Below are 23,603 nucleotides of genomic sequence, written 5' to 3'. Positions count from 1 at the left end.
GCAGTCCTTTCGTCAGCCGGCCAGGCCGGCGGTGAGCAGTTCCACGAAGCCGACGTCCTCGCGGGCGACGCCGAAGGCGTCCGCGCGCAGCAGGGTGCGCTCGGCCCAGGCTCGGTGCGGCTTCACTTCGTTCATCTTGTTCGTGTAGGCGGAGCGGAGCACTCCGCCGCCGTCCCGCTCGGGGCGGAGGATGTCCTGGGCGTCGCTCCACTCCTCGTGGCTGACCACGGACAGCGCGTGGACGGGCACCACGTGGGTGGGGTGGATGCAGGTCTTGCCGAGGAGGCCGTTGGCGCGGTCGAGCTCGATCTCGCGGAGCAGGCCGTCCATGTCGTGCTCGATGAGGGCGGTGCGCAGGTCCTCGGCGCGGCCCTCCAGGAAGGGGCTGCGGCGCAGCTGGGGCTTGAACATGCGCTCGCCGGGGCGGAAGTACTCCCAGACGGGGCCGGTGATGGTGAAGCCGGTGCCGTCGGCGCGGCCGAGGACGTTGACGACGTCGGCGATGACGTGGGCGACGACCTTGACGTCGTAGGCGGTCATGTCGGGCGAGCGGCGGAGTCCGTAGGCGGAGCAGAAGTCGGTGACGCCGAGACGGAGGGCGAGGACGCGGTCGCGGTACTTGTCGGTGATGGCGGCGATGCCGGCGAGGGTCTCGGCCCGGGTCTCCAGGTGGAGCAGCTCGGGGGACTCCAGGACTGGCATGGCGTAGAGGCGGCGGCCCGCGATGCGCTCGGCCCGGGTGAGCGCTTCGAGGAAGGCCGCGCCGCGGGCCTCGGTGAACTTGGGCAGGACGAATCCGGACAGCAGGCGCACGGTGTCGCCGAGGCGGGTGGTGAGGTCGGTGATCTGGCGGGGGTCGCGGACGCGGATGAAGAGGAGGGGCACGCCCGGTCCCTCGCCGGGGGCTTCTCCGGAGCCCGCGCCGGGGCCTCTGCCGCGACCTTCGCCGGGGCCTTCCGCGGCGGCGTCATCAGGGCCTTCCGCGGGCCGCCCGTCGGCCTCCGCGGCGAGGCGGCGAAACTCGTGGACCAGATTGGCCTCGCCCGCCTCGACGTCTCCGTCGCCGATCGAGTCCTCCAGGCAGAGCACCATGGACACGACGCCCCGGGCGGCCTGCTTGCGGATCGCGTCGGCGAGCCGGGGCCGGGTGGCGGGGCTGTAGAGGGTGGCGCCGAGGGCGACCGCGAGCGTGCCGGCGGGCGAGTCGGCGGTGAACTCGACCGGCTCGCGGTGGAACAGCCCGCTCCGTACGGTGGACGGGATGTGCCCGAAATGACGCATATAAGTCCCCCGTCTGGTTCTTTTGGCCGGATGACACGTGGCCGGTAATAGTACGTAGGTGCGGGTGTCCATAGTTCCCACCGCGCATGAAATCCAGGTAACCCGTCCCCGTCGGCTCGCTCTCCTACACCGGATTCCGTCAGGTGTACGACCCCGGTTCCGCCGCTCCGGCCGGCCGCCGGGAGGCTCGTCGCGCCCCCGCGTTGTCCCCCGGTCGGGCAGGAGGGCAGGATGACCGTCATGACGCACGCGATGCTGAAGGGCTCCAACGTCCCTCTCGACACCGCGGCCGTACGGGCCGTGCTCCGCTGGACCCCGGGCCCCGGGGTCCCCGACGTGGACGCCTCGGCCCTGGTCCTCGGTCCCGACGGGCGAGTCCGCTCCGACGAGGACTTCGTCTTCTACAACCAGCCGCGCCACCCCTCGGGCCTGGTGCGGCGGCTGCCGAAGAAGCGGGTGGCCGACGGGCTGACGGACACGGTCGAGGCCGACCTCGGGGCGCTCGACGCCGCCGTCGACCGGGTGGTGCTCGCCGCCTCCTCGGACGGCGGCACGTTCCGCTCGGTCACGGACCTGCGGATCTACCTGTACGACGCCACGGCCGCACCCGACCACGAGCCGCTGGCGCGCTTCGACGTGACGGCGGAGACCGGCGAGGAGACCGCGGTCATCTGCGGCGAGCTGTATCGCCGGGGCGACGGGTGGAAGTTCCGGGCGGTCGGGCAGGGCTATCCGACCGGCCTGGTGGGCCTGGCGACGGACTTCGGCATCTCGGTCGACGAGGCCCCCGAGGCCGCCGCCGGAGCGGCCGACGGGACCTCCGGGGACGACGCCTCCGCCGAGAGCCCGCTCGCCGGGACCGCGCTCGTCGACGCCTCCGCCGCCGGCGGAGCCGGTACGGGAGCGGATCCGGGAACGGGTACGGGAGCGGGTACGGGCTCCGCCGCGGACCCGGACCTCGACGCGACCGTCGTCCACACCCCCGTACCGCAGTCGCCGCCGGTTCCTCCCGTGCCGCCGAGGCCCGAGCGGGAGCCCGCCTACGGCTACCCTCAGCCGTCGCCGCCGGGTCCCGGGCCCGCGTACGGCTACCCGCAGCCGGTGCACGCCGGGCAGGGCGGACAGGGCGGACAGGGCGGCCCCGAGCCGGTCGCGGAGTTCCGGATGCCGCCGATGGGGCCGCAGTTCCAGCGCTCCTGACCCGGGAGCCGGGGGGCCGCCGTCAGGTCTTGGACTTGTAGCCGCGGCCCCACTGGAGTCCCCAGCCGTAGAGCCGGTCCAGCTCCGCCTGGAAGCCGTAGACGAACCGCACCTCGCGCCGGACGAGCAGCTCGTCCTTGCTGTTGTCGACCGAGAAGACGGCGCAGGAGCGGGCCTGCGGGGCGCGCTCGTCGAGTTCGATCTCGATGCGCGGGCCGTTGCTCGGATAGAGCGTGATCTTGGCGTGGGTGCGGTCGAAGGCCGGAGTCTGGTCGTAGATGTACGCGAAGAAGAGCAGCCGCTTGATCTCGTCCTTGTGGTCGAGGTTGACGAAGATCGTCTCGCCGGAGGGCGCGCCGAAGCGGTCGTCGCCGCTGAGCTTCACGTACGGGGCGGCGTTGAGGTCGCCGAAGAAGCCGCCGAGCGGCTGTACGACGCCCTTGCTGCCGTCCTTGAGCTCGTAGAGGCAGCCGAGGTCGAGGTCGACGTTGACCATGCCCTGGGTGTGGGCCTGGACGACCTCGGGCTTGAAGAACTGGGCCGGGTTGCGCAGCAGCCGGCCGCTCTGCCGGGAGCGGCCCTCGATGTCGGAGGTGCGCATCCGCCAGGAGAGGTTGACCCGGAGGTTGCCGGTGGCGCCGCCCTGGCGGGCCAGCGAGACCTGGGGGCGGCGCCTGGTCAGGTCGATGGTGTGGGACGCGCCCATCCCCGTGTCGAAGGGCGTCGCCCGCCCCGGAATCAGACTGTCCCAGAAGGCCATCGGCCCCCACCCCCCACAATCGGTCGCCTTGTCCGTCCGCCACACGCCTGCGGGGCGGCCGGACGTGCCGGCCGCCCCGCAGGGAAGCGTTCCTCATTGTCCCCGGTGTCACACCCCGTGGCGGGGCGCACACCGGGGAGCAGGGTGTCACACCCCGGAGCTCACCTCGGCCTTGTCGCCGGAGGAGCCGGAGCCGCCCTCCTCGGCCGCCAGCGCGCGGTTGCGGCGGACGGAGGACCAGAAGGACCAGGCGATCAGGACGACGCCGATGAGGCCGGTGATGACCTCGTTGATCTCGTACTGGATGGTGATGAGGAGCAGGACGGCGAGGGCGCCGATGGCGTAGTGGGCGCCGTGCTCCAGGTAGACGTAGTCGTCCAGGGTGCCCTGCTTGACCAGATAGACCGTCAGGGACCGGACGTACATGGCGCCGACGCCGAGGCCGAGCGCCATCAGGACGATGTCGTTGGTGATGGCGAAGGCGCCGATGACGCCGTCGAAGGAGAAGGAGGCGTCGAGGACCTCCAGGTAGAGGAACATGAAGAAGGCGGCCTTGCCGGCCAGCTGGACCGCGGAGACCTTCTTGCCGCTGCGCTTGGCCTCTTCCTCGGCCTCGTGCTCGCGCTCCTCTTCCTCCTCCAGCTTGTTCTCGAAGAAGCCGGAGAGACCGCCGACGACGAGGTACGTGATGAGGCCGGCGACGCCGGAGATCAGGACCGTCTGCGCCTTGTCGACGTGCATGCCGCCGTGCTGGTGGGCGTGGGTCGCGAAGGTCATCGCGGTGACGAGCAGGACGATCAGGGCGATGCAGACCGACAGCATGTCGACCTTGCCGAGCTTGGCCAGCGGGCGCTCGATCCAGCGCAGCCACTGGATGTCACGGTCCTCGAAGATGAAGTCGAGGAAGATCATCAGCAGGAACATGCCACCGAAGGCGGCGATCGACGGGTGCGCGTCGGTGACGAGTTCCTCGTACTTGTCCGGGTTGTTGAACGCCAGGTCGACGGCGTCGATCGGGCCGATCTTGGCGCTGATCGCGACGATCACGACGGGGAAGACCAGTCGCATTCCGAAGACGGCGATCAGAATGCCGATGGTGAGGAAGATCTTCTGCCAGAAGGCATTCATCTTCTTCAGGATGCCGGCGTTGACGACCGCGTTGTCGAAGGAGAGCGAGATCTCGAGGATGCACAGGATCGCAACGACCCCGAACGCCTCCCACCCCCCGTAGAGAACCGCGGCGACCAGGCCGAGCGCGGTGATCGCGAACGACCAGCCGAAGGTTTTCAGAACCACTGCCTACCCCATTGTGTGATAACGCGGCTTTACGAAACGTTGACCCCGAAGTCTAGAGCGATGCCCCGCAGCCCGGACGCGTACCCCTGGCCGACCGCGCGGAACTTCCACTCGCCGTTGTACCGGTAGAGCTCGCCGAAGATCATCGCGGTCTCGGTGGAGGCGTCCTCGGAGAGGTCGTAGCGGGCCAGTTCCTGGCCGTCCGCCTGGTTCACCACGCGGATGAAGGCGTTGCTGACCTGGCCGAAGGTCTGGCCGCGGTTGTCCGCGTCATGGATGGAGACCGGGAAGACGATCTTGTCGCACTGGAGCGGGACGCGGGTGAGGTCGATGACCAGGGACTCGTCGTCGCCGTCGCCCTCTCCGGTGAGGTTGTCACCGGTGTGCTCGACCGAACCCTCGGGGCTGCGCAGCTGGTTGTAGAAGACGAAGTAGTCGTCACCGAGCACCCGGCCGGCCTGGCACATCAGGGCGCTGGCGTCGAGGTCGAAGGGGGCTCCGGTGGTGGACCGCGCGTCCCAGCCGAGGCCCACGAGGACCTTGGTGAGGTTGGGTGCGGCCTTGGAGAGGGAGACGTTGCCTCCCTTGGCGAGCGTGACGCCCATGGTGTTCGGTTCCTCCCCGGTGGATGCTGCTGCCATGAGGCACGTCCGGCGCCGCACGAGGTGCGGCGCCGGACGTGTGCGAGCGGGCTCGGCTCAGACGTTGACGCCGAAGTCCTGCGCGATGCCGCGCAGGCCGGAGGCGTAGCCCTGGCCGACCGCGCGGAACTTCCACTCCGCGCCGTGGCGGTACAGCTCGCCGAAGACCATGGCGGTCTCGGTCGAGGCGTCCTCGGAGAGGTCGTACCGCGCGATCTCGGCGCCGCCGGCCTGGTTCACGACGCGGATGAACGCGTTGCGCACCTGGCCGAAGGACTGCTGGCGGTTCTCGGCGTCGTAGATGGACACCGGGAAGACGATCTTGGCCACGTCGGCCGGCACGCCGGCCAGGTTGACCTTGACCTGCTCGTCGTCGCCCTCGCCCTCACCGGTGAGGTTGTCACCGGTGTGCTCGACGGAACCGTCGGCGCTCTTGAGGTTGTTGAAGAAGACGAAGTCCTGGTCGTTGCGCACCTTGCCGGCCTCGCTCACCAGGATGGCGCTGGCGTCGAGGTCGAAGTCCGTACCGGTGGTGGTGCGGACGTCCCAGCCCAGACCGACGGTCACGGCGGTGAGGCCAGGGGCCTCCTTGGTCAGCGAGACGTTGCCGCCCTTGCTGAGGCTGACTCCCACGAGTCCCTCCATCATTGGTTTCCAGGGGCAGCGCCCCCGGTCGTGCGTTGGCATCGGATCAACGACTGGATCCTAGTGACGGGTTCCCAGTCGAAACAGGCGATTCGCCCGGGGAATCGGGGGATGTCGGTTCGCGTCGCCGATTCCGGGTCGCGCTCAGAGCGTTTCGAGCGCCTTCACGTACGCGTCGAGGTCACGCGCGTCCGGCAGGGCGTTGACGACCGTCCAGCGGACGACGCCCTCCTTGTCGATGATGAAGGTGCCCCGGACGGCACAGCCCTTGTCCTCGTCGAAGACGCCGTAGGCGCGGGAGGCCTCGCCGTGCTTCCAGAAGTCGGAGAGCAGCGGATACTCCAGGCCCTCCTGCTCGGCGAAGACGCGCAGGGTGTGGATGGAGTCGTTGGAGACGGCGAGCAGCTGGGTGTCGTCGTTGACGAACGTCGGCAGGTTGTCGCGGATCTCGCACAGCTCGCCCGTGCAGACGCCGGTGAAGGCGAAGGGGTAGAAGAGCAGGACGACGTTCTTCTCACCGTGGAAGTCGGAGAGCCTCACGGTGCGGCCGTGGTTGTCCTTGAGCTCGAAATCGGGGGCCTTCGTGCCGACCTCGATCGCCATCGCGTACGCATCCCTTCGACGGGGCCCGGCCTCTGGGCCGAACCGGTGAACCCCACCCTACGGCCTGGCCGGCGGCCCCCGGGCGGGGCGGGTCCGGGTGCGGGAAAGCCCCCGCCGTCGTGACGGCGGGGGCTTCGCGCAGCAGGGGGATCAGCGCTTGGGAGCGGCCAGGCGGGTGCCCGTCCAGTCCTTGGCGACGCTGATGCTCTTGGTCTGGGAGAGACCAGCGGTCTGCGCGGCATCGTTGATGTCGGACGGCTCGATGTAGCCGTCACGGCCGGTCTTCGGCGTCAGCAACCAGATGTTGCCTCCGTCCTCCAGCAGACCGATGCTGTCCACCAGTGCGTCGGTGAGATCACCGTCCTCGTCGCGGAACCAGAGGACGACGGCGTCGGCGACGTCGTCGTAGTCCTCGTCCACGAGCTCCTGGCCGATGGTGGACTCGATGCCTTCACGGAGATCCTGGTCGACGTCTTCGTCGTAGCCGATCTCCTGGACCACCTGTCCGGGCTCGAACCCCAGCCTCGCCGCCGGGTTGGTCCGCTCCTCCGCGTGGTCCGCGGTCGCGCTCACGGCTTGCCTCCTGATCATGTAACGGAAAATGCTCGGGCCACGCGTGCGCGCGGCGCTGGCCGTAGTCCACACGTGACGGGGCGGATCGCGCAAGTACCCGGCCGTGGAGACCGCCGAAACGGTGACGTTTGGGGCTGTCTCACCGCAACTTCCGGCGACTTTCGACAGCGCTCCGTGATCAGGTGTACACGATTCGTCCCGCTTCGCGGGTTTCTGCGGTTTCAGTCTGCCGAACGCATTGCCGGAACGCATGCGCGGATTGGGCGTAAGGTTGCGATTTGACCACACCGCTCGCGCACGGAGGGCGCGGGGAGGGCTACCTCTCGGTAAAGATGACGCGTGCCGCGAGCCGGGTACACGATGGACGTCCCCGGCCCCGGACATCCCGGCCTCAACGGGGCTCCCCTCCCTCATGGGGCTCCCCCCGACCAGCGAAGGAACAGCGTGGCTCCCGGATCCGACCGCAACCCGATCATCATTGGCGGCCTTCCCAGCCAGGTCCCGGACTTCGACCCGGAAGAGACCCAGGAGTGGCTCGACTCGCTCGACGCGGCCGTCGACGAGCGGGGCCGCGAGCGGGCCCGCTACCTGATGCTCCGGCTGATCGAGCGCGCCCGCGAGAAGCGGGTGGCCGTGCCCGAGATGCGGAGCACGGACTACGTCAACACCATCGCCACCAGGGACGAGCCGTTCTTCCCCGGCAACGAGGAGATCGAGCGCAAGGTCCTCAACGCCACCCGGTGGAACGCGGCCGTGATGGTCTCGCGCGCCCAGCGCCCGGGCATCGGCGTCGGCGGCCACATCGCCACCTTCGCCTCCTCCGCCTCCCTCTACGACGTGGGCTTCAACCACTTCTTCCGGGGCAAGGACGAGGGCGACGGCGGCGACCAGATCTTCTTCCAGGGCCACGCCTCCCCCGGCATCTACGCCCGTGCCTTCCTCCTGGACCGGCTGACCGCGACCCAGCTCGACGGCTTCCGCCAGGAGAAGTCGAAGTACCCGAACGGGCTCTCGTCGTATCCGCACCCGCGGCTCATGCCGGACTTCTGGGAGTTCCCCACGGTGTCGATGGGCCTCGGCCCGCTCGGCGCGATCTACCAGGCCCGGATGAACCGGTACATGGAGGCGCGCGGGATCGCCGACACCACCAAGTCGCACGTGTGGGCCTTCCTCGGCGACGGCGAGATGGACGAGGTCGAGTCGCTCGGCCAGCTCTCCATCGCGGCCCGCGAGGGCCTCGACAACCTCACCTTCGTCGTCAACTGCAACCTCCAGCGGCTCGACGGCCCGGTCCGCGGCAACGGCAAGATCATCCAGGAGCTGGAGTCGGTCTTCCGGGGCAACGGCTGGAACGTCATCAAGCTGATCTGGGACCGCTCCTGGGACCCGCTGCTCGCCCAGGACCGCGACGGCATCCTGGTGAACCGGCTGAACACCACGCCGGACGGGCAGTTCCAGACCTACGCGACGGAGACCGGCGCGTACATCCGCGACCACTTCTTCGGCGACGACCACCGGCTGCGGGCCATGGTCGAGTCCATGTCGGACCAGCAGATCCTCCACCTCGGGCGCGGCGGCCACGACCACAAGAAGATCTACGCGGCCTACGCGGCGGCCAAGGCCCACAAGGGCCAGCCGACGGTCATCCTGGCCCAGACCGTCAAGGGCTGGACCCTCGGCCCCAACTTCGAGGGCCGCAACGCCACCCACCAGATGAAGAAGCTGACGGTCGACGACCTCAAGCGCTTCCGCGACCGGCTGCACATCCCGGTGACCGACAAGGAGCTGGAGTCCGGCCTGCCGCCGTACTACCACCCGGGCCGGGACTCCGAGGAGATCCAGTACATGCACGACCGCCGCAACGCGCTCGGCGGCTACGTGCCGACCCGGGTCGTGCGGTCGAGGCCGCTGGCCCTGCCCGACGACACGACCTACGCGGCCGTCCGCAAGGGCTCCGGCCAGCAGTCGATCGCCACCACCATGGCCTTCGTCCGGCTGCTCAAGGACCTGATGCGGGACAAGGAGATCGGCAAGCGCTTCGTGCTGATCGCGCCGGACGAGTACCGCACCTTCGGCATGGACTCCTTCTTCCCGAGCGCCAAGATCTACAACCCGCTCGGTCAGCAGTACGAGGCGGTGGACCGCGAACTCCTCCTCGCCTACAAGGAGTCCCCGACCGGCCAGATGCTGCACGACGGCATCTCCGAGGCCGGCTGCACGGCCTCGCTGATCGCCGCCGGCTCGGCCTACGCCACCCACGGCGAGCCGCTGATCCCGGTCTACGTCTTCTACTCGATGTTCGGTTTCCAGCGGACCGGCGACCAGTTCTGGCAGATGGCCGACCAGCTCGCCCGCGGCTTCGTCCTCGGCGCCACGGCCGGCCGCACCACGCTGACCGGCGAGGGCCTCCAGCACGCCGACGGTCACTCGCACCTCCTCGCTTCGACGAACCCGGCCTGCATCGCCTACGACCCGGCGTTCGGTTTCGAGATCGCGCACATCGTCAAGGACGGTCTGCGCCGGATGTACGGCCCCCAGGCGGAGGACGTCTTCTACTACCTGACGGTCTACAACGAGCCGATCCAGCACCCGGCCGAGCCGGCGGACGTGGACGTGGAGGGCATCCTCCAGGGCATCCACCTCTTCAAGCGGGCCGAGGCCGGCGCGATCCCGGCGCAGATCATGGCCTCCGGCGTCGCCGTCCCGTGGGCGATCGAGGCGCAGCGGATCCTCGCCGAGGAGTGGAACGTCAAGGCCGACGTCTGGTCCGCGACCTCCTGGAACGAGCTGCGCCGCGAGGCGGTGGCGGTCGAGGAGCACAACCTGCTCCACCCGGACGAGGAGCAGCGTGTGCCGTACGTCACCCGCAAGCTCCAGGCCGCCGAGGGCCCCTTCGTGGCGGTCTCGGACTGGATGCGCTCGGTGCCGGACCAGATCGCCCGCTGGATCCCCGGCGCGTACACCTCCCTCGGCGCGGACGGTTTCGGTTTCGCGGACACCCGGGGCGCCGCCCGCCGCTACTTCCACATCGACGCCCAGTCGGTCGTGCTCGCGGTGCTGACCGAGCTGGCCCGCGACGGCAAGGTGGACCGCGCGGTCCTGAAGCAGGCGGTGGACCGCTACCGGCTCCTGGACGTGTCCGCCGCCGACCCGGGCCCCGCGGGCGGCGACGCCTGACGGGCCCCGGCGGGGCATAGCACCTGGTGAGGGCGGCGGGACCGGCGGGTCCCGCCGCCCTCACCCGTCCCCGGCATTCCTTACGATGCCCCGCATGTCCGTGAAGAAGGAGCGCCCCGCGAAGGTCCGCTGGGAAGAGCGCACCCAGACCCCGCTGCTGGTCCTGGCGGTGGCCTTCGGCATCGCCTACGCCGTGCCGATCGTGGCACCGGACGCCGACCCCTGGGTGCACCGGCTGTGCTCCCGGGTGGAGTGGGCGGTGTGGGGCGCCTTCGCGGTGGACTACGCCGTCCGGCTGGCGCTCGCGCCGTCGCGCTGGGCGTTCGTCCGCTCCCATCCCCTCGACCTGCTCGCGGTGCTGCTGCCGCTGGTGCAGCCGCTGCGGCTGCTGCGGGTGGTCTCCACGCTCCTCCTCGTCGGCCGGCGGGCCCGGATGGCCCCGCAGATCACGCTCACCACCTATGTGGCGGGCGCGGTGGTCGGACTGATGATGTTCGGCTCGCTGGCGGTGCTGCACGTCGAGCGGGACGCGCCGGAGGGCAACATCAAGACCCTCGGCGACGCCGTGTGGTGGTCCTTCACCACGATGACGACGGTCGGCTACGGCGACCACGCGCCGACGACCGGTCTCGGGCGGGTGCTGGCGGTCGGGCTGATGCTCTCGGGCATCGCACTGCTGGGTGTGGTGACCGCCAACATCGCGGCCTGGTTCATCGCCCGCTTCGAGCGGGACGACGCGGTGGAGCGCCGCCAGACGGAGCTCCTGGAGGCCCTGACCCGGGAGGTCCGCGAACTCCGCGCCGAGGTCGCCCGCCTCTCGGCCCCGGTACCGCGGCAGCCGGGTGCGGGGCCGGAGGGAGTACCGGGCGAGGGCGTACCGGGCGGCGTGCCGGAGGGAGTACCGGGCGGGGTGCCGGAGGGAGTACCGGGCGGGGTGGCGGACGGGGTGCCGGCGCCGGGTGGTCCTAGCGCTCCCAGAGCTTGAAGGCTCTGACCTCGTAGGGCGTCTGCGGGACCCAGGTGCCCCGGCCCGGATAGGTCTCGAACTCGCCCGTCTCCGCGCACTCCGCCGACTGGTAGGCCGTGACCGGCCGGCCGGTGCGGACGGCCAGGGACTGGGCCGAGGCCCCCGCCGGGAGGGCGACGCAGCTGTCGAGGTCCGTCGTCGCCAGTTCGTACGTCCACGGCCGGCCCTTGAAGTCGGGCTTGGGCCAGAGGCAGAGCCGCCCGGGCCCGCAGACCCCCAGTGCGGTCCCGCCGGCCGGTGCGGCTCGGGCCGCCGGAGCTTCCGGAACCGCCGGGGCGGCCGCGGCCGGGAGGGTGGCCAGGAGCAGGGCCGCCAGCCCCGTGAGTACGGCCATCGCCTTCGCGTTCATGCAGATCATCCCCCATGTCGTCACTCTCTGTGATCACGAGCATGGGGGAGGTGACCCGCCGGACGGAAGAGGGGCCGCCCCCGTTCCTTCGAACGGGTGACGGCCCCTTAGGGAACCTCAGGGTCAGATGTGCCCGCCGCCCATGCCCGCCTGCGCGTTCTCGCCGCGCTTGGTGAGGGTGGCGACCAGGGCCGCGACCACCGCGACGACACCGGCGACGGTGAAGGCGAGGCCCATGCCCTGGAGGAAGGTGTCGTGGATGACGTCGGTGATCTTGGCGAAGAGGTCCGGGGTCATGCCGGGCGCCTTCGCCATCGCCTCCGGGGCCATGCCGAACTCGGCGGCCTCCTCCAGGCGCGGGTCGACCGGGACCGGGATGCCGGCCTCCTTCCAGTTCCCCGCGAAGGAGCCGGCGACCTTGGAGGACATGACCGCGCCGAGCACCGCGGTGCCGAGCGCGCCGCCGACCTGCATGGCGGCCTGCTGGAGACCGCCGGCGACGCCGGAGAGCTCCAGCGGCGCGTTGCCGACGATGACCTCGGTGGCGCCGACCATGACCGGGGCGAGGCCCAGGCCGAGGAGGGCGAACCAGAGGGACATCGTCAGCGTGCTCGTGCCGGCCGAGAGCGAGATCATGCCGAACATCGCGGCGGCCGTGCAGACCATGCCGCCGACCAGCGGCACCCGCGGGCCGAACTTGGTGATGAGCGCGCCGGCCAGCGGCGAGGAGACGATCATCATCGCGGTCAGCGGCAGCAGCCGCAGACCGGCGTCGATCGGGCCGAGGCCCTTCACGCCCTGGAGGTAGAAGGTCACGAAGAAGAGGCCGCCCATGAAGGCGAAGGCCATCAGGACCATCAGCACCACACCGGCCGAGAGCGGCACGGAGCGGAACATGCCGAGCGGGATGAGCGGCTCCTTGACCTTCGTCTCCCAGACCGCGAAGACGGCGAAGAGGACGATCGAGCCGATCAGGCAGCCCCAGGTGTTGCCGCTGGACCAGCCCCAGTCCGCGCCGGCCTTGATGAGGCTCCAGACGAGCAGGCCCATCGCGCCGGAGAGCAGCGCGATGCCGAGGACGTCGAAGGAGCGCGGCGCGTTCTCGGCGCGGTGGTCCTTGAGGATCAGCAGGCCGAGGGCGAGGGCGAGGACACCGACCGGCACGTTGATGAAGAAGACGGACTGCCAGCTGACGTGCTCGACGAGGAAGCCGCCGAGGATCGGGCCGCCCGCGGTGGAGGCGCCGATGACCATGCCCCAGATGCCGATCGCCATGTTCAGCTTCTCGGCGGGGAAGGTCGCGCGGAGCAGGCCGAGCGCGGCCGGCATCAGCAGGGCGCCGAAGAGGCCCTGGAGGACACGGAAGGCGATGACGGCGGCGATCGAGTCGGAGAGGCCGATGGCGCCCGACGCGGCGGCGAAGCCGGCGATGCCGATGAGGAAGGTCTGGCGGTGGCCGAAGCGGTCGCCGAGCTTGCCGGCGGTGATCAGGGCGACGGCGAGCGCGAGCAGATAGCCGTTGGTGATCCACTGGAGCTGGTCCAGGGAGGCGCCGAGATCGGCCTGGATGGCCGGGTTGGCGATGGCGACGATCGTGCCGTCGAGCGCGACCATCATCACGCCCGCCGCGACGGCGAACAGAGTCAGCCAGGGGTGGCCGCGCAGGCCCTTCGCCGGGACCGGTACGGGTTCCCGGACGCCCCCCTGACCCTGCGGGGTCTTTTCCACGGTGGTCTGACTAGTCATGGGAACGAGGCTAGTGACAGTCACTGACAATTGACAAAGCGATTCACGCGTCGGTAACTGTCACGTAGCTCACAGGTACGCTGAGCAGGGGGAAGCTCCCGTATTCGACCGAAAAGTCATCGACGAGAAGAGGCTCCTTTGACCGTGTCCGCGCCCGGCCTGCGCGAGCGGAAGAAACAGCGCACCCGCGACGCGCTCATCAGGGTCGCCCTGGAGCTCTTCACCACCCAGGGGTACGAGCGGACCACCGTCGACGAGATCGTCGACGCGGTGGAGGTCTCCCAGCGCACCTTCTTCCGCTACTTCGCCTCCAAGGAGGAGGTCGCCTTCGCCCTCCAGCGGATCGTCGAGGAGGAGTTCGTCCGGGCGCTGGCCGCCCGCCCGCCCGCGGAGGGGCCCTTCGACGCGATGCGCAACGCCGTGCTGGCCTCCTGGGACGGGGTGGGCGACGCGATCCACGAGGTCGTCCCCGTCGAGCTGTACCTGCGGAACCTCCTCATGATCGAGTCGACGCCGGCGCTGCTCGCCGCCCACCTGCGCCGCTCCAGCGAGATGGAGGAGACGGTCGCCCGGCTCGTCGCCCGCCGCGAGGGGCTCGACGTGGACGCCGACCCGCGGCCCCGGATCGCCGTGGCCGCCTTCTGCGGCGTGATGCGCGTCACCGGACAGATGTGGGGCAAGGGGACGGACCGCTCCCTGGAGGCCATCCGCGCCCTCACCGAGCAGTACCTCGACCACCTCGGCCCGGCCCTGTCCCTGCACTGGCGGGAGCCCGGGGCACAGGGCTGACGCGAGCCCGGCACAAGGCCGGTACGAGCCGGACACGAGCCCGGCTCAAGGCCGGCACGACATCGGCACGACATCGACGCGAGGTCGGCACGAGGTCGGCACGACATCGACGCGAGGCCGGGCGCCCGGTGCCGAAGCCCTCCGGGCGGGTCCCGCGCGGGGTGCCCCCGGGCCGGTCCGTCATCTTGGCCGTCTAGGGTGTGCGCCCGTGACCTCCGCCGACGTCCCGCCGTCCCTCGCCGTCCTGCGCACGCTCCTCGCGCTGGGCGTCGTCCTCGTGATGCTGGCCACCACCGGGTGGACCACCGTCCGGCACCGGCCCGTGGCCGGGCCGTCCATGGAGGCCGCGCTGGCCGCCTGGGCGCGGGAGCGGATCGCGGACACCCCGCCGCCGGATCCGGCCACCGCCCCGCCGCGCACGGTCGCCGCCTGGTTCGCCGCCCTCGGCCCTGCCCGCGCCGAGAGCCTCGCCGAGCGGCATCCGTTCGTCGTCGGCAATCTCGACGGGGCCCCGCCGGCCCTGCGCTACCGCGCCAACCGGATCGGCCTCACCCGCGCGCTCGCGGCCGAGCGGCCCCGCGTCGACGACCCCCGGCTCTCCGCCGAGGGCCGGCACGAGGCCCGCCGGCGGGTGGACCGCCTCCGGTCCCTCCTCACCCCCGGCCGCCGGATCCTCGCCTTCGACCCCACCGGTACGGGACGGGCCGCCGAGGTCCTGGGCGACCTGGAGCGGGCCCGGCGGGTGTCGGTCGTCGTGCCCGGCGTCGACACCCACCTCCTCACCTTCCAGAAGACCAACGGCCGGTACACCGCCCCCGTCGGCATGGCCCACGCCCTGTACGAGGCCGAGCGGCGCACCGCCCCGGGGGCCAGGGTGGCGGTCATCGCCTGGGCCGACTACACCGCGCCCGCCCGGGTCGGCGTGGACGCGGCGACCGGACGGCTCGCCGCCACCGGCGCCGACCGGCTCGTCCGGCTCACCGAGGGGCTGCCGGGGACGGCGCGGGTGGCGCTCTTCTGCCACAGCTACGGCTCCGTGCTCTGCGGGATCGCCGCGCCCCGGCTGCCGGGGCGGGTGACGGACCTGGCGGTGGCCGGCAGCCCCGGGATGCGGGTGGAGACCGCCGCCGAGCTGGGCACGAAGGCGCGGATATGGGCGATGCGGGACGCCGAGGACTGGATCGCCGACGTCCCCCACCTGGAGGTCGGCGGGGTCGGGCACGGGGCGGACCCGGTGGCGCCGGAGTTCGGGGCCCGGCTGGTCTCGGCGGCCGGGGCGGCCGGGCACAGCGGCTATTTCGAGCCGGGGACGGAGAGCCTCGGCAATTTCGCGGCGATCGGCGCGGGAGCCTTCGGCAGGGTCGTCTGCGCACGTGCCGACAGCGCTTGCCACGGGGGAATCTCCGGCGGCGCCGGGATCTGACGCGCGTAGATCACGTAATTTCCCCATAGTTCCGAGGGGCGACGCACGGCCACGCGCCGCTTACGATGAGGCGTATGGGTGATGTGCTGGCCGGAATTCATGCCACCTGGGAGTTCGAGAGCGACGCCCTCGTCATCCGCTTCGAACGGGGGATCCGTACGCCGAGGCTGTTCCAGGCGCTGCGCGAGCGACGCGTGCCGTACGAGGCGCTGTCCGCGGCGACGCTCGCGCCGGGCAGGCGGGGCACCGTCGTGCTGCACGCCGTGCCGCGGCCGGGCGCCGATCCGCTGATGGAGGCGGCCGCGGGGCAGCTGAAGGAGACCTGCGACCCGTACCGCCTCGCGCTGCCCGCCGACCGCGAGGAGCTCGCCGCCCGGCTGCGGGACGAGCTGGCGGCGGTGATCCCCGGGGGGCGGCCGGACCCGCTGGATCCGGTGGACCGCTTCGACTCGGGCTTCCTGGTCGCGGCGCCGCAGGGGCCGATCGCGTTCAAGGCGTACGACGGGAAGGCGACGTTCGACGGCACGTCCGAGGTCTCCTTCCGCTGGTCGTCGACGATGGCCACCTCGGAGAAGTGGAAGACGGGGGACCAGGTCTTCCCGGTACGGGAGCTGAGCGGGGTCGAGTGGCGCACCCCGGACTCCCCCGGCGGGTTCCTGCGGCTGCTCCCCCGGGGCGGCGCGCCCCGGCCGGAGCGGCCGGACCACGATCCGGCGTCGGTGGTCTTCGGGCTCGGCTACGGCCCGGTGCACGACTCCCTGCCGTTCGCGGCGGCGGTCCTCGCGGCGATCCGCGCCAAGGACCGCGCTCCCGTCCCCGCGGGGGCGCGCAGCGCGGCGCACGGGGACCCCGGAGCCATTGCTGAAAGGATTCGCCACCTCGGCGAACTGCATCGGGCGGGCCTGGTGACGGACGAGGAATTCGCGGCGAAGAAGACGGAGCTGCTCGCCGAGCTGTAGGGCCGCCCCGAGGTGTCCGGGGACGGCTTGGGGCGTCCCCGGCCCTGCGAGGGGTGTCCGAGGCGTCCCCGGACACCCCCAGGCGGCCTCGGACACACCCCAGGCCGTCCCCGGACACCCCCAGGCGTCATACCAGGGTCTGATCCGGGATCGACCCCCCTGGTACGACGACGGGGCCGGACCGCGAACCTAGGCTGACCCGAATGAAAGCGTTCGAGAAGCGACCGGGCGCCGGCCGGCTCGCGGTGCGGCTCCAGACCTGGTCACGGCCGGCCCTCCAGGCCCTGGAGGCCACCTTCGCCACCCCCGCCGCCCCGGGCGCGTCGCCCTTCGGCGGCGCGTCGTCCCGGTGGGCGCGGCTGCTGCCGTACGCGTTCGGGGTCGCCCTCGTCGCCTCGCTGCTCCCGGTCACCGTCAACCTGCTCATCACCGACTACGGCGTGCCCGGCGCCCTCGCCGGGGCGCTCGCCACCGCGCAGACCGCGCCGCTGCTGCTCGCCACCACCCGGCCGCTCCAGGCCTGGTGGGTCGTCTTCCCCGCCGACATCGCCGGGGCGCTGCTCCTGACGGCCTTCGACGGGCCGCACGCCCAGGTGTGGCCGTGGACGCCGCCGGCGGTGGTGGGCTACTGCGCGCTGATGCTCGCGCTGGGGCTGCGCGAGCCGCGCCGCACCCTCGTCGGGGTATGGCTGGCGACCGGCGCGGCCGGCTACCTCCTGGAGCTCGTACGGCCGTACGGCCAGTCCGGCGTCACCACGCTGCTGTTCGTGCTGAGCGGCGTGCTGCTGCTCCTGGCCTCCTCGTTCCGGGACCGCGGCGAGGCCCGGCGCAGGCTCGCCGAGCAGGAGACCATCAGCGAGGCCGAGCGGGCCCGGCGCACGCTCCTGGAGGAGCGGGCCAGGATCGCCCGCGAGCTGCACGACGTCGTCGCGCACCACATGTCGGTGATCACCGTGCAGGCGGACTCCGCGCCGTACCGGATCCCGGAGCTCCCGGAGGCGGCCCGCGAGGAGTTCGCGGCGATCGCGGGCAGCGCGCGGGAGTCGCTGGCCGAGATGCGGCGGCTGCTCGCGGTGCTCCGCAGCGACGGGAGCGAGGGCGAGCGGGCCCCGCAGCCCGGGCTCGACCGGCTCCAGCAGCTGGTGGAGGCGACGGTACGGGCCGGGCTGCCGGCCGAGCTGTCGCTGGCGGCCGGGCTCGCGGACGGGCGGACCGAGGTGCCGCAGGCGGTGGGCCTCTCCGCGTACCGGATCGTGCAGGAGGCCCTCGCCAACGTGGTGCGGCACGCGCCGGGCGCGCCGACCCGGGTGTCGGTGCGGGAGGACGGCTCCGGCCTGCTGACGGTCCTGGTGGTCAACGGGCCCGCCACCGAGCCGGTCTCGCCCCTGGAGGGCGCGGGGACCGGACACGGCCTCGTCGGCATGCGGGAGCGCGTCCGGCTGACCGGCGGCACCCTCGACACCGGCCCCCTCCCGGACGGCGGCTTCCGCGTCGCGGCCCGCCTCCCCCTCGGACCGGCGGACGCGGACACGGACACGGATCCGGGGACGGATCCGGGAGCGGGTCCGGGGACGGATACGGGGACGGATCCGGGAGCGGGTCCGGGGACGGAGCCCGGTCCCGGCGCGGACGCGAACTAGAGTCGGCCGTGCAGGGGGACGTCTCACAAGCAAGGGTGTCGTGTGACCATTCGGGTGATCATCGTGGACGACCAGGCCATGGTGCGGGCGGGGTTCGCCGCGCTCCTCGCCGCCCAGGCCGACATCGACGTGGTCGGGGAGGCGCCGGACGGGCGGCAGGGCGTCGAGGTGGCGCGGGCCGTCCACCCCGACGTGGTGCTGATGGACGTACGGATGCCGGAGCTGGACGGGCTGGCCGCGGCCCGGGAGATCCTGCACCCGCCGGCCGGGGTGGTGCACCGGCCCAAGGTGCTGATGCTGACCACCTTCGACGTCGACGACTACGTGTACGAGGCGCTGCGCGCCGGGGCGTCCGGGTTCCTGCTCAAGGACGCGCCGCCCGCCGACCTCATCGCCGCCGTGCGGGTGGTCGCGGCGGGCGACGCGCTGCTCGCGCCGTCCGTGACCCGGCGGCTCATCGCCGACTTCGCCGCGACCCGCCCCGCCGCCCGCAAGGACGTGACGGCGCTGCGGCTCAACGGTCTGACACCACGTGAGACCGAGGTACTCGAACTGATCGCCCGGGGGCTCTCCAACCAGGAGATCGCGGAGCGGCTCGTGCTCGCCGAGCAGACCGTGAAGACCCACATCGGGCGGGTGCTCGCCAAGCTCGACCTGCGGGATCGCGCGCAAGCGGTGGTCTTCGCCTACGAGTCGGGCCTGGTGACCCCCGGGGGCTAGCCCCACCCCCCGCCGGGGGCGGTCTCCTCGTCCACCCCCTACCCCGGTATGGCACGGGAGTTGGCTCCCCGGTGTGACGTGCCGTCACCCACCGTCTTCCTACCTTCCTCTCGCCGACGACGAGAGAGGGAGGACGGGCATGGGCCGGATCACGAGGAGCCTGGTGACCGCCGTCATGGTGACGGCGGTCGTGGCGGGGACGGCGGGCTGGGCGTCCGGGACCGCGCAGGAGCCGGTCACCGGGCCGCCGCCGGGGACCGCCGAGTGGCGGGCGGCCGGGCTGCCGGACCCGGAGCGGACGGACCCGGCCGGGATCGCCCGCTTCTTCGCCGGCCTCGGCCCCGAGGAGCGGCAGCGGCTCGTCCGGACGCACCCGACGGTGGTCGGGAACCTGGACGGGGCGCCGCTGGAGCTGCGCTACGAGGCCAACTCCCGGGTCGTGCCCGGCCGCTACCCCGGGGCTCGGGTCCTGGCGCACGACTCCCGGGGCCGGGGGCAGACGGTCCTGGTCTACGGGGACCTGGCGACGGCCGAGCGGGTGGCGGTGCTGGTGCCGGGCTCGGACGTCGACGCCGGGCGGATGGACTCCCTCACCCGGAAGGCCACCGCCCTGCGCGGGGCCACCGGCGGGCGGACCGCCGTCGTCGCCTGGGCCGGCTACACCACCCCGCTCGGCGTCGGACTCGACGCCGCCGCCGGCGACCTGGCGGAGGCGGGCGCCGAGCGCCTCACCCGCTTCGCGGAGGGGCTGCGGGCCGCCGGGGTGCGCCCCGAGCCGTCCCTGTTCTGCCACAGCTACGGCTCCGTGGTCTGCGGGCTCGCCGCGCAGGGGCTGAAGGCCAAGGACCTGGTGGTGTTCGGCTCCCCCGGCATGCGGGCGGAGAACGCGGCGGCGCTGCGGACCACGGCCCGGGTGTGGGCGGCGAAGGACCCGACGGACTGGATCGACCGGGTGCCGTACGTGTCGGTGGGCGGGTACGGGCACGGCGCCGATCCCACGGCACCGGAGTTCGGCGCGCGGGCCGTGCCGGCGGGCGACGCGGACGGCCACGACGGCTACTTCGCGCCCGGGACCTCCTCGCTGCGCGCCTTCGCCGCGATCGCCGAGGGGGACGTCCGATGAAGACCCCCACGCGCGTGCAGGCACCCGCTCCCGTGCGGGCGAGCGCCCCCCTGAAGGCCCTCGCGCCCGTGCAGGCCCTCGTCCGGAAGATCGAGGCCGGCACCCCGGCCCACCGCGACCGGGCCGTGGACGGGCTGCGGGCGCTCGCGCTGCTCGCCGTGCCCACCGGGCACTGGCTGCTCGGCGGGTTCACGCTCTCCGCCGACGGCGCGATCCACAACGCCTCGCCGCTCGCGGCCTTCGGCGCGCTCGCCCCGGCGAGCTGGATCCTCCAGATGCTGGGGATCTTCTTCCTGGTCGGCGGCTACGCCTCCGCCCTCTCCTTCCGCCGCCGGACCGGCACCGTCCGCGCCTGGCTCGGCGGGCGGCTCGCCCGGCTCGGCCGGCCGGTGCTCGGGGTGACGGCGGTGTGGGCGGCGCTGCTGCCGCTGCTCCACCACGGGTTCGGGGTGCCGGTGGACACCCTGCGGACGGCGTCCACGCTGGTGATCCAGCCGCTGTGGTTCGTCGGGGTGTACACGGTGGTGACGGCGCTGACCCCGCTGTGCGTGCGGGCCGCGCGCCGGTTCGGGGTGTGGGCGGCGGCCCCGCTGCTCGGCTCGGTCGCCGTCGTGGACTTCCTGCGGTACGGCCCGTACGCCGACGCCGTGCCGTCCTGGCTGAGCCTGCTGAACATCCTGCCGGGGTGGCTCTTCGCGTACCAGCTCGGCACCGCCTGGGGCGAGGGGCGGGTGCGCCGCCGGCACGCCTGGGGGCTGCTGCTCGGCGGGGCGGCGCTCTTCGCCGCGCTGCTGCTCGTCTTCGGCTACCCGGCGTCGATGGTCGGCGTGCCCGGCGAGGCCCGCACCAACTCGCACCCGCCGTCGCTGCTCGTCCTGGCGCTCGCCGCGCTCCAGAGCGGCGCCGCGATCCTGCTGCGGGACCGGCTCGGCCGGTGGCTGCGGCGGCCCGCGCTGTGGGCACCGGTGGTCGTGATCAACCTGTCGGCGATGACGATCCTGTGCTGGCACCAGACCGCGATGCTCGCGGCGGCGGTCCCCGCCTCGTACCTGGGCGAGGTGCCCGGTCTCGTCGGGGCGCCGGACTCGGCCGGCTGGATCCTGGCCCGGCTGGCCTGGATGCCGGTCTTCGCCGGACTCCTCGTGCTGATCGGCCGGTACGCGCGCGGCTTCGAGTCGCCGTGGGCGCGCACCGGCCCGGCCCGCCGCACCCTCGCGGGCGTGCTCGCGGCGGGGTTCGCGGTCTTCGCCCTGGGCCTGGCGTGAGGCCCGGGGACCGGGTGTCAGAGCTCGCGGGCGACGGAGGTGAAGCTCATGTCCGGGTAGCGGTCGCCGGCGACCAGGCCCGCGAGGGGTTCCAGGGCGGCGAGTTCGGCGGTGGTGAGGGTGATGCGGGTGGCGGCGGCGTTCTCCTCCAGGCGGGACCGCTTGCGGGTGCCGGGGATGGGGACGACCGTCAGGCCGTGGACGGCGGCGCGCTGCTGGACCCAGGCGAGGGCGATCTGCGCGGGGGTCGCCCCGTGGGCGGCGGCGATCTTCCGGACCGGGTCCAGGAGGGCCGCGTTCCGCTCGGCGTTCTCGCCGGTGAAGCGGGGCTGGTGGCGGCGGAAGTCGCTGTCCGAGAGGTCCTTGCCGGCGTCCGCGAAGGCGCCGGTGAGGAAGCCCCGGCCGAGCGGCGAGTACGGGACGAAGGTGACGCCCAGGTCGGCGGCGGCGGCCACGGCGGAGCGCTCGACGTCCCGGGAGAAGAGCGACCACTCCGACTGGAGGGCGGTGATCGGGTGGACCGCGAAGGCCTCCCGCAGCTCGGGCCCGGTGACCTCGCTCAGGCCGAGGTGGCGGACCTTGCCCTCGGCGACCAGTTCGGCCATCGCGCCGACGGACTCGGCGAGCGGCACGGCCGGGTCGCGGCGGTGCATGTAGTAGAGGTCGATGGTGTCGGTGCCGAGGCGGCGCAGACTGCCCTCGACGGCCTGCCGGATGTAGGCGCGGTCGTTGCGGACGCCCCGGTGGGCGGGCCGCTCCGGGTCGCGCTCGATGGCGAACTTGGTGGCGAGGACGATCTCGTCGCGGTGCGCGGCGACGAAGGGGGCGAGGAACTCCTCGTTGGCCCCGCTGCCGTAGATGTCGGCGGTGTCGATCAGGGTGACGCCGGCCTCCAGGGCCGCGTCGAGGGTGTCGCGGGCGGCGGCCTCGTCGGTGGCGCCGTAGAACTCGCTGATGCCCATGGCGCCGAAGCCCTGGACGCCGGTCTCCGGCCCGTCCTGGCCGGGCCCGAGCCGTACGGTGTCGATCTTCCCGGTCCCGCGGGTCCCGCCGGTCCTGTCGGTCGTCTCGGTCATGAGGGAGTACCTCCGCAGATGGTTCCGTAGTGGTCGATCTTGAGGTCGAGCACGGCGAGCGTCGACCGGAGCTCCTCGATCCGGGTCAGCACGTCCCGGCGGGTGGCCTCCAGGAGGGCCCGGCGCTCCCCGTGGGTGTGCTCGCCCTCCCGGACCAGTTCGGCGTAGCGGACCATGTCCGCGACCGGCATCCCGGTCAGCCGGAGCTTGCCGACGAAGTCCAGCCAGGAGAGGTCCCGCTCGGTGAAGCGGCGCTGCCCGGTGTGCGACCGGTCGACGTGCGGCATGAGGCCGATCCGCTCGTACCAGCGCAGGGTGTGCGCGGTGAGTCCGGTCAGGGCGGCGACCTCGCTGATCGTGTAGCGGTCCTTGCGGGTGGCCGGCGGCCGGGGGGTGCTCTCGATCGCGCTCATGCCCCCACGCTAAAAGGTTGGAGCGCACTCCAAGCAAGTAGGCTCGGCCCCATGGAGAGCAGCAGCGTGCCCAGCCTGGCGGCGACAGAGAACTGGCCCGTCCCCACCGCGGCGACGGCCGTGGTCCGCGCGGACGGCACGGTGGCCGGGAGCCACGGCCCGACCGGGCAGCGCTTCCCGCTCGCCTCGGTGACCAAGCCGCTGGCGGCGTACGCGGTCCTCGTCGCGTACGAGGAGGGGGCGATCGACCTCGACGAGCCGGCCGGGCCCGAGGGCGCGACCGTGCGGCACCTGCTCGCCCACACCTCCGGGCTCGCCTTCGACGAGAACCGGGTCCAGGCCGCGCCGGGCACCCGCCGGATCTACTCCAACACCGGCTTCGAGGTCCTGGGCGATCTGGTCGCCAAGGCCACCGACATCCCCTTCGCCGACTACCTGCACCAGGCGGTCCTGGCGCCGCTGGGCATGACCGCCACCACCCTGGAGGGCTCCCCCGCCAAGGACGCGGTGTCGACCGTGGACGACCTGGTGCGGTTCGCGGCCGAGGTGCAGGCCCCCCGGCTGCTCGACGCCCGCACGGTTCTGGACGCGATGACCGTCACGTACCCCGGGCTCACCGGCATCCTGCCCGGCTACGGGCACCAGCGGCCCAACGACTGGGGGCTCGGCTTCGAGATCCGGGGCGCCAAGTCGCCGCACTGGACCGGCACCACCTCCTCGCCGCGCACCTTCGGCCACTTCGGCCAGTCCGGCACGTTCCTGTGGATCGACCCGGACGTCCGCGCCGCCTGTGTGGCGCTCACCGACCGGGCCTTCGGGCCGTGGGCGATCGAGGCGTGGACGCCGTTCACGGACGCGGTCCTCGCCGACCTGCGGCGCTGACCCACGACACCTACC

The 23,603-nt window shown here is 72.4% G+C and carries 22 protein-coding genes; 11 read left to right on the top strand and 11 right to left on the bottom strand.

What is annotated here, in order from left to right; translation table 11 throughout:
- Positions 1-12 precede the first annotated feature (12 nt).
- A complete protein-coding gene (locus ABZ621_RS20655) occupies positions 13-1,281 on the bottom strand; it encodes an HpcH/HpaI aldolase/citrate lyase family protein (protein WP_360606480.1) in 1,269 nt (422 codons plus the stop codon).
- Positions 1,282-1,512: 231 nt separating this feature from the next.
- Here ABZ621_RS20655 and ABZ621_RS20650 point away from each other — a divergent pair, with 231 nt between their 5' ends.
- Positions 1,513-2,481, top strand: a complete 969-nt coding sequence (locus tag ABZ621_RS20650) for a TerD family protein (RefSeq protein WP_360606478.1) — start codon at positions 1,513-1,515, stop codon at positions 2,479-2,481.
- 22 nt (positions 2,482-2,503) lie between these two features.
- Here ABZ621_RS20650 and ABZ621_RS20645 read toward each other — a convergent pair whose 3' ends face one another.
- From ABZ621_RS20645 to ABZ621_RS20620, 6 genes are all read right to left on the bottom strand, one after another.
- Positions 2,504-3,241 carry a Tellurium resistance gene (locus ABZ621_RS20645; protein ID WP_360606476.1) on the bottom strand — a complete coding sequence of 246 codons (738 nt, stop codon included), beginning with the start codon at positions 3,239-3,241 and terminating at the stop codon, positions 2,504-2,506.
- Positions 3,242-3,388: 147 nt separating this feature from the next.
- On the bottom strand, positions 3,389-4,537 hold the full coding sequence (locus tag ABZ621_RS20640; protein WP_360606474.1) for a DUF475 domain-containing protein: 1,149 nt from the start codon (positions 4,535-4,537) through the stop codon (positions 3,389-3,391).
- 29 nt (positions 4,538-4,566) lie between these two features.
- Positions 4,567-5,142, bottom strand: coding sequence for a TerD family protein (locus tag ABZ621_RS20635; protein ID WP_360606568.1), 576 nt, complete (start codon positions 5,140-5,142; stop codon positions 4,567-4,569).
- A gap of 93 nt (positions 5,143-5,235) precedes the next feature.
- Positions 5,236-5,811 carry a TerD family protein gene (locus ABZ621_RS20630; RefSeq protein ID WP_030495317.1) on the bottom strand — a complete coding sequence of 192 codons (576 nt, stop codon included), beginning with the start codon at positions 5,809-5,811 and terminating at the stop codon, positions 5,236-5,238.
- A gap of 156 nt (positions 5,812-5,967) precedes the next feature.
- The gene (locus tag ABZ621_RS20625; protein ID WP_360606472.1) at positions 5,968-6,426 is read right to left on the bottom strand and encodes a peroxiredoxin; all 459 of its coding nucleotides are present in this window, start codon (positions 6,424-6,426) and stop codon (positions 5,968-5,970) included.
- Between the two features lie 150 nt (positions 6,427-6,576).
- Positions 6,577-6,999: a DUF3052 domain-containing protein gene (locus tag ABZ621_RS20620; RefSeq protein ID WP_360606470.1), complete on the bottom strand. Its 423-nt coding sequence runs from the start codon at positions 6,997-6,999 to the stop codon at positions 6,577-6,579.
- A gap of 444 nt (positions 7,000-7,443) precedes the next feature.
- Here ABZ621_RS20620 and aceE point away from each other — a divergent pair, with 444 nt between their 5' ends.
- Positions 7,444-10,176 (top strand): pyruvate dehydrogenase (acetyl-transferring), homodimeric type, encoded by a 2,733-nt coding sequence (gene aceE / locus ABZ621_RS20615; protein WP_360606468.1) that lies wholly within the window; start codon positions 7,444-7,446, stop codon positions 10,174-10,176.
- Positions 10,177-10,270: 94 nt separating this feature from the next.
- Positions 10,271-11,161: a potassium channel family protein gene (locus ABZ621_RS20610; RefSeq protein WP_360606466.1), complete on the top strand. Its 891-nt coding sequence runs from the start codon at positions 10,271-10,273 to the stop codon at positions 11,159-11,161.
- On the opposite strand, the gene ABZ621_RS20605 is transcribed toward ABZ621_RS20610, so the two are convergent.
- Positions 11,142-11,552 carry a peptidase inhibitor family I36 protein gene (locus ABZ621_RS20605; RefSeq protein ID WP_360606464.1) on the bottom strand — a complete coding sequence of 137 codons (411 nt, stop codon included), beginning with the start codon at positions 11,550-11,552 and terminating at the stop codon, positions 11,142-11,144. The genes ABZ621_RS20610 and ABZ621_RS20605 overlap by 20 nt on opposite strands.
- A 123-nt stretch (positions 11,553-11,675) precedes the next feature.
- Positions 11,676-13,298, bottom strand: a complete 1,623-nt coding sequence (locus tag ABZ621_RS20600) for an MFS transporter (protein ID WP_360606462.1) — start codon at positions 13,296-13,298, stop codon at positions 11,676-11,678.
- Positions 13,299-13,442: 144 nt separating this feature from the next.
- Here ABZ621_RS20600 and ABZ621_RS20595 point away from each other — a divergent pair, with 144 nt between their 5' ends.
- The 7 genes from ABZ621_RS20595 (at position 13,443) to ABZ621_RS20565 (ending at position 21,217) form a co-directional block, all read left to right on the top strand.
- Positions 13,443-14,087: a TetR family transcriptional regulator gene (locus ABZ621_RS20595; protein WP_360606566.1), complete on the top strand. Its 645-nt coding sequence runs from the start codon at positions 13,443-13,445 to the stop codon at positions 14,085-14,087.
- Positions 14,088-14,295: 208 nt separating this feature from the next.
- Complete coding sequence (locus ABZ621_RS20590) at positions 14,296-15,510, top strand: alpha/beta hydrolase (protein ID WP_360606460.1); 1,215 nt, start codon at positions 14,296-14,298, stop codon at positions 15,508-15,510.
- A gap of 74 nt (positions 15,511-15,584) precedes the next feature.
- A complete protein-coding gene (locus ABZ621_RS20585; RefSeq protein ID WP_360606458.1) occupies positions 15,585-16,469 on the top strand; it encodes a DUF4429 domain-containing protein in 885 nt (294 codons plus the stop codon).
- Between the two features lie 203 nt (positions 16,470-16,672).
- Positions 16,673-18,109: a sensor histidine kinase gene (locus tag ABZ621_RS20580; RefSeq protein WP_360606456.1), complete on the top strand. Its 1,437-nt coding sequence runs from the start codon at positions 16,673-16,675 to the stop codon at positions 18,107-18,109.
- Between the two features lie 42 nt (positions 18,110-18,151).
- Positions 18,152-18,829, top strand: coding sequence for a response regulator transcription factor (locus ABZ621_RS20575; protein ID WP_360606454.1), 678 nt, complete (start codon positions 18,152-18,154; stop codon positions 18,827-18,829).
- Between the two features lie 139 nt (positions 18,830-18,968).
- Positions 18,969-19,952 carry an alpha/beta hydrolase gene (locus tag ABZ621_RS20570; protein WP_360606452.1) on the top strand — a complete coding sequence of 328 codons (984 nt, stop codon included), beginning with the start codon at positions 18,969-18,971 and terminating at the stop codon, positions 19,950-19,952.
- A gap of 68 nt (positions 19,953-20,020) precedes the next feature.
- Entirely contained in the window at positions 20,021-21,217 is a 1,197-nt protein-coding gene (locus ABZ621_RS20565) for an acyltransferase (RefSeq protein WP_360606564.1), read from the top strand.
- A 17-nt stretch (positions 21,218-21,234) separates the two neighbouring features.
- Here ABZ621_RS20565 and ABZ621_RS20560 read toward each other — a convergent pair whose 3' ends face one another.
- Positions 21,235-22,293 (bottom strand): aldo/keto reductase, encoded by a 1,059-nt coding sequence (locus tag ABZ621_RS20560; RefSeq protein ID WP_360606450.1) that lies wholly within the window; start codon positions 22,291-22,293, stop codon positions 21,235-21,237.
- The gene (locus tag ABZ621_RS20555) at positions 22,290-22,706 is read right to left on the bottom strand and encodes a MerR family transcriptional regulator (protein WP_360606448.1); all 417 of its coding nucleotides are present in this window, start codon (positions 22,704-22,706) and stop codon (positions 22,290-22,292) included. Before ABZ621_RS20555 ends, ABZ621_RS20560 begins: the two co-directional genes overlap by 4 nt.
- Before the next feature lie 51 nt (positions 22,707-22,757).
- Here ABZ621_RS20555 and ABZ621_RS20550 point away from each other — a divergent pair, with 51 nt between their 5' ends.
- Positions 22,758-23,588 carry a serine hydrolase domain-containing protein gene (locus tag ABZ621_RS20550; protein WP_360606446.1) on the top strand — a complete coding sequence of 277 codons (831 nt, stop codon included), beginning with the start codon at positions 22,758-22,760 and terminating at the stop codon, positions 23,586-23,588.
- The last annotated feature ends 15 nt before the right edge of the window (positions 23,589-23,603 follow it).

The sequence above is a fragment of the Streptomyces sp. NPDC007863 genome (assembly GCF_040633895.1).
Lineage (GTDB): Bacteria > Actinomycetota > Actinomycetes > Streptomycetales > Streptomycetaceae > Streptomyces.
Note: the sequence above shows the minus strand (reverse complement) of the source record. Positions and strands in the feature narration are given on the sequence as shown.